Origin of the sequence: Lachnoclostridium sp., assembly GCF_031997925.1 — a bacterium.
GTDB lineage: Bacteria > Bacillota > Clostridia > Lachnospirales > Lachnospiraceae > Lachnoclostridium.
Window position 1 is genome coordinate 6,046 of the sequence record NZ_DAMADT010000016.1, and the last position, 6,397, is coordinate 12,442.

General features: G+C 31.7%; 4 protein-coding genes and 1 pseudogene. 1 reads left to right on the top strand and 4 read right to left on the bottom strand.

Annotated features, from left to right (window positions below):
* Positions 1–748: 748 nt before the first annotated feature.
* The 3 genes and pseudogenes from RTP52_RS11480 to RTP52_RS11490 form a co-directional block, all read right to left on the bottom strand.
* Complete coding sequence (locus RTP52_RS11480) at positions 749–2,017, bottom strand: SLC13 family permease (protein ID WP_312105585.1); 1,269 nt, start codon at positions 2,015–2,017, stop codon at positions 749–751.
* A 701-nt stretch (positions 2,018–2,718) separates the two neighbouring features.
* A pseudogene (locus tag RTP52_RS11485) lies at positions 2,719–2,862 on the bottom strand (DUF2500 domain-containing protein); the annotation flags it as partial.
* A 209-nt stretch (positions 2,863–3,071) separates the two neighbouring features.
* A complete protein-coding gene (locus RTP52_RS11490) occupies positions 3,072–4,112 on the bottom strand; it encodes a threonine aldolase family protein (RefSeq protein ID WP_312371413.1) in 1,041 nt (346 codons plus the stop codon).
* Positions 4,113–4,467: 355 nt separating this feature from the next.
* Between RTP52_RS11490 and RTP52_RS11495 the strand changes: the two genes are divergently transcribed.
* Positions 4,468–4,917 (top strand): hypothetical protein, encoded by a 450-nt coding sequence (locus RTP52_RS11495; RefSeq protein WP_312371415.1) that lies wholly within the window; start codon positions 4,468–4,470, stop codon positions 4,915–4,917.
* 101 nt (positions 4,918–5,018) lie between these two features.
* Here the strand turns inward: RTP52_RS11495 and RTP52_RS11500 are convergent, their stop codons facing one another.
* Positions 5,019–5,897, bottom strand: coding sequence for a patatin-like phospholipase family protein (locus RTP52_RS11500; protein WP_312371418.1), 879 nt, complete (start codon positions 5,895–5,897; stop codon positions 5,019–5,021).
* Positions 5,898–6,397 lie beyond the last annotated feature (500 nt).

A 6,397-nucleotide genomic window follows, 5' to 3' on the forward strand; every position in this document is an offset into this window, starting at 1 on the left:
TGTTGCATTATAGTCCAAATAAATCATGTTATCTTTCCTCTCCTTTAATCTTTCATTATCTATTTCACAGTATAACATTCGTGTATTATATTAGTCAATTTTGCGTATTTTCCATAAATAATCATTAATAGAAAATTTTAGTATACATATCAATATTATGTTAACTAATTATATCTTTCACTAATATAGTCTTCATTTTATACTTCAGCAATATAGCTATAATCCTAATGATAATTTGAGTTAATGATTTACATTTCTAGTATTAAAACTCTGTATATAAAATCTATTCCTTATTTATCTAGCTTTAATTTACTTAAGCTGTCCTTTATATCTATTTACAGTAATAAAAATACCATTAGCCAAGAGATTTCTCTCCTGGCTATCTACTATCACTAAAACCTACTTAAGCTTACCTATTTATGAAACTCCTCAATATCAGCTGGTTTATTATAGCACTCATTTTCCATAGGAACAAACTATTTTTTCAACGAAATCATCAAATGTACTATAATAAATCAATCTATCTGATACTTACTTAGCTCTATACTTCCTGCAAGCAAGTTAATTTTCGTTAAAAAGATGGTGTTTAAGCTAATAAAACTAGACTTAAACACCATCTTTATATCAAGATTCAATATATATTTCAATTTTTCTCATGTGAAAATGTTTCATAGGATGATTAATATATCAAAAATAAATTATTCCTATCTAAACAGTAGCAATCTATATATTTGATTGACATATCATTTTAATGATAAACAGCCCATATAAACACATATCCAATCCATACTGCCATTAAAGTAAATGGAACACCAATTCTCATAAAATCTTTGGTTTTAACCTCATATCCATCTTTACGAAGAATTCCGATTGCAGTGATATTAGCAGATGCTCCAATTGGTGTTAAGTTACCACCTAGTGTTGCACCAATTAATAAACCAAAGTAAAGTAAATAAGGCTCGACATTCATCATAGTTGCGATAGAGCTTACTACTGGAAGCATTGTTGCGACATAAGGAATATTATCGATAAACGCAGAGAATATCACAGAAGCAAATACCAGTAAGGTATAAACGATAAAAACATTATCACCAGCTATTAGAACGAAGTATTCGCTGATTTTATTAATTACTCCTGCTTCAGTAATACCTGCAATAACAACAAATAAGCCAGCTAATAATAATAGTGTTTGATAATCTATCTCCTTCAAGGCTTTTATTGCAGAACTGAAATTACCATTCTTTATAATAGACCATATGATACCAACTAAGAAGAAACCAACGCAAATGATACCATTTGTAATAGCTGGCTTATGTGGTATAAAAGAAGCCAAAATTAAAGAAACTACTGTACCACAAAGTAAAATTGTTGGAATAAAATCAGTTACTTTAGTCATTTCTACCACAGTAATTGGTTGCTTTTCTTTTCTAAATATCATGCTTAAGACTAGCAGAGTTGCAACTGCACCAAGCTCTACAGCCCAGAAGATACCTGGTTTACCGTTCATAAAGAAGAAGTCTAAGAAATCCATATTTGCGTAGTTACCAAGTAAGATTGAAGTAGTATCTCCTACTAAAGTAGCCGCACCTTGAAGATTTGAGGAGACAGCAATACTAATTAATACTGGAACAGGAGATATTTTCACTTTCTTTGCAATCGCTAGACCTACTGGTGCAACCATTAATACAGTTGCAACATTATCAACAAATGCTGAGATGACTCCAGCAAAAAGGGATAATACCACGACAGCAGAACAAACGTTTGTTGCCTTGCGAATAAGCAAATCCGACAATAAAGATGGCATTTTTGATTCAATAAATAAAGATACTGTACCCATAGTTCCTGCAATCATCAGTATTACATTAAAGTCTACCGAAGGGAAAACTTTCGTAACTGGAAGTATACCAATTACAACAAATAAAAACGCTGAAGTTATAGCGACAAGGTAACGATACTTAGACAAGCTAAGCATTAATACATATGTTATAATAAATAAAATTAAGGCTGTTATTAACATTTTTCCTCCATAATCATTCGTGTTATTGTTGTATCTACGTAATCATAATCATTCATTAATGAGTAAAGTTATACACTTATTATTTCATCAGAACCATTAGGCAAATACAATAATTTAATCTAAACGTTTATTTTTATTTCTGTCTTATTCTTTAGTATTATCTGCAATTGGTTGCAACTCACTATAACCATCTGCAGAAAATTTATTAGAATCAAGACTAATATCTACTAGCAACCGCGTTAATACGTTTGCTGTACGGCTTGATACCCAATTACTATTAAATTGCATAATTTTATTAAACAAGCAGTACTACCTAAGTGAATTAATCACCCCCATTTTTGCTTTTCACTTTTGTCAAGGTACTGTCAATAAAATATATAATCTATAAATATTATTGGTAGAAAAATACCTTAACCTAATACCGTATTTTACTATATGTATTATATCGTTTCAACATAATTCGACGTTTTTCTGAACAAAATACTAATACCAATGATTTTTCTTAATAAGTTTAAGGTTTCCATATGCCTTTTCCATCCACACACCATAGATACATCACATCCTGTGATATTTATGATACATACTATATAATTTCACTATTAAATGAGTATCTTTAGGTGTAAGATAATGAAAATGACAAGTTATCTAATATGATAACTTGTCTAAAATATAATCATTATAAGATTTATTAAATTTCTTAATTATCTCACTCGTTCAAAGGATAAAAATCTAGTTCCCTGAAATGTTAGTTTACCAACATCTCCTTCTCCTAATAATCCATATTGCTGCCCACTTACACCGAGCTCTAAGCGATCACCACTTTCAAACTGAAAAGTAACAAAATGTAATCCGAATAAATCGTGTGTGCTGTAACTATGTAGCAACTTTTCTTTCATCCACTTAGTCTTTAACTAATTTACTAATAGCCAAGAGATCAATCTCCTGGCTATCTATCTTCTATCATATATTTGATTTTATTTAAATCATATAGTAATAATCTATATCTCAAATTTATTCTAGCTTTAGTATTTAATACAACAACTACTTAAGATAACTATTTATGAAACTCTTCAATATCAGCTAGTAAAGCATCAACATTTTCCTCTTTCGTAGCCCAGCTAGTACAAAAACGCACTGCATTGTGTGTGTCATCAACCTTTGTCCAGAAACTATAGGAATACTTTTCTCCTAAGAAGTCCAATAAACTAACTGGTAAGATTGGGAATTGTTGATTTGTTCTTGAATCATAAAGGAAATGGTAACCTTTCTTAGCAAATGCATCTCTGATTCTCATTGCTTGTGTTATAGCGTGTTCTGAGATCTCTTGATACAAATTATCTGTAAATAATGTTTCAAACTGTAAGCCTAATAAACGACCCTTTGCGAACATACCACCACGAAGTTTGATATTATATCTGAAATCCTTCTGAATAGCTTTATTTGAGATAACAACAGCCTCTCCAAATAGAGCTCCGACTTTGGTTCCACCAATGTAAAATACATCACAATTTGCAGCAATATCCTCAAGGCTTAAATCATTACCTTCGGATGCTAAAGCATATCCTAATCTTGCACCATCGATAAAAAGAGGTAACTCTAACTCTTTACAAGTGTTAGAAAGCTCCACTAATTCTTCTTTATGATAAGTAGTTCCATTTTCTGTTGGATGTGATATGTACACCATACCAGGCTGTACAACATGTTCATGGCTGGAGTCTGCCCAGTGTTCATCGTAATAATCTCTTACTTGCTTTGCTGTGATTTTTCCATCTTCACTAGCAAGGGGTAATACCTTATGTCCAGTTGCCTCAATTGCTCCTGTTTCATGGCAATTAATATGTCCTGTTACTGCGGAAAGTGCACCTTGATATGGTCTAAGAACTGAGCTAATAACGGTGGTATTTGTTTGCGTTCCTCCTACTAAGAAATGTACTGCTAACTCATTATTACCACAAGCTCCCTTAATAAGCTCGCGTGCTTGCTCACAGTAGTGATCTTCTCCATACCCTATTGTTTGCTCCATATTTGTTGAAACAAGTTTAGTTAATATATTAGGATGTGCTCCTTCTGTGTAATCCGATTCAAAACGTATCATGATAACCTCGATTCTTGCGTATTCGCACTATATATTATTTTTTATCAATTATCTGTTCTTCCATCTATCAAAAGCTAATTACTAGTATATTATATCAAATATCATGAAAAGGGACAAATAAAAGATTTTTTTTATCTAGTAATCTTAAGTAATAACTTAACCTGATTATTCACCATACTTCATTTAACCATGCTGGGTTACCACATAGTTATTGTATTTGCACCTTTTTATTACTTCCACCTAAAAAGTGATTCTAAAACAATAGAAAAGAGCTTTACTAAGGCTCCTTTCTATTTCAGCCATTTCTGGTATAATAGATATAGGTTACTATAAATTCAAAAGAAATGGAGTTTATATGAAAAAAAATAAATATCTATTAAAAATAAGTTTGTTTGTTTTTATAATATTTATAGGAGTTATGATGGTATATAAAATTTCTACCCCAGTCCTTAATAATAAAGATATTAAGGATTTCAAAAAAACATGCTCCATGGAATATGAATATATAGATAAGATTAAATTTATATATAATGAAGCAGGATTAGAAATTCAATTTTATACTAAAGACATATCAGACAATGAAGCTAATCATATAGTACGTGCTACACAGAAATTTGTTTCTACTCCAAATTTTCTAGATTATTTTTCAGGGAAATATAGAAAAAAATATAAAAATATAACGAAGCATCTACCTAATGATTACGTCCCTCCTGCAACTATAATAATACATGAAGAAAATAATATTGTTCCTAACTTCAAATATTCTTCAAGTACTCCTTATATTAATTGGAGTTCTATGAACTAATCTTATCTATTAAATAAAAAAGAAGAAAATCATAAGTTTAAGTTAAATTGCGGTTTTCTTCTTTTTAGAATTGAAATTATTTTTTTTGATTTAGAATAAACTTACCCTTTTTTATAATATTTCATCATCTTAGGCGCTATCGCAACCATGGAATCCCTATAGCCAAGTTCCACATTTTCCTCTAATCTCTTTTGCTCAAGGAGAATTGTGCCTGTGCCCCCAATGCGTTCCAGCGATTTTGAAGGATAGATATGAATCGTTTTCACCTGCTTAAGTTCTTCTAATTCCAATCCCTCTTCCTTCTTCTTATCCGATAAATGAACGACTATTGCAAAATCCAACTGATAATCCTGCAGTGGATGGATCGGTACATTATCAATATTTCTATTTGGGTACTCTGCAGCATGAATCCCTCCATCTGCATAACGACATCCCCGGATATTTCTTGGTGGAAATAAATACGGAATCGCACAGGAAGCTAATACTACATCAATCAATTCTTCTTCCTCTAATTGATTCAAAAGAAAATACTCTGGTCTACCTTCATCAATATTATAAGCACATGCATAGAGATCCTTCTTGGATTTTTTAATTACCTTCACATCCACATATTCTTTTAGAAAGTCTTTTACACCTTTTTGTGAAATCAATCCAATATCTCTGGTGTCTAGGTCATTAACGATTGGATTCTCTTCATAACCATGCCTTGCACGCTTGATTAATAAAGGCACATATTCCTTTCGAATCTTTTCCTCATTTATTAAAAATCGAGAGTAGGATAAACTACTCCAGCTATTCCTAACTACTTTAAAATCATTCATTGCAAAAAGGAGTGCATTGACTGAGCCAATACTGGTACCGGAGATTACCTTAATGTTATCTACAAGGTTAAGTTCCCATAATGTCTTAAATACTCCAGCTTCATATGCGCCCTTAGCTCCTCCTCCTGCAAGTACTAATCCTATTTTAGGTTCTTTCATCCAATCAACCACCCATCACATACTATTTCTATTATTTTTTAGCTTATAAAAAAGTATAAAATTGCTACGCCACTCTAGGCTTTTATCAAGTCATAATCTTAAGGAGTATTCTCCTTACCGAAAGTACTTTATCTAAGGAGAATACTTTTAGTCTAACCAAAGGTCCTTTGTCTATAGCTAATACATCACATTGCCAAGCCCCACAGAGGAGTATACCTCCTTAAGGAGCTAAAAAATGGCATCACTCTTTCAGTTGATGCCATTCTACTCTCTATATTGAAAAGTTTCAACTAGGAAGCAAAGAAAACTCTTCTTCCTAAACTAAATAAAAAAATTATCCCTACTTTTCTATAACTCCTTTAATAAAGTTACTGCTCTTTCAATCTCTGTTTTTTCTGTTCGCCAGATGCTATATTCATAAAAACCTTCTAAGCCCATAAAGATGTTCTCTTTCCGATAGACCATAGCACTATTGATGATTTTCTTCCCTGACATATGGT

Bases quoted from the DNA above. Each gene is read 5' to 3' on its own strand.
- RTP52_RS11500 (WP_312371418.1), bottom strand. From the start codon at position 5,897: ATGAAAGAACCTAAAATAGGATTAGTACTTGCAGGAGGAGGAGCTAAG.
- RTP52_RS11495 (WP_312371415.1), top strand. From the start codon at position 4,468: ATGAAAAAAAATAAATATCTATTAAAAATAAGTTTGTTTGTTTTTATA.
- RTP52_RS11490 (WP_312371413.1), bottom strand. From the start codon at position 4,112: ATGATACGTTTTGAATCGGATTACACAGAAGGAGCACATCCTAATATA.
- RTP52_RS11480 (WP_312105585.1), bottom strand. From the start codon at position 2,017: ATGTTAATAACAGCCTTAATTTTATTTATTATAACATATGTATTAATG.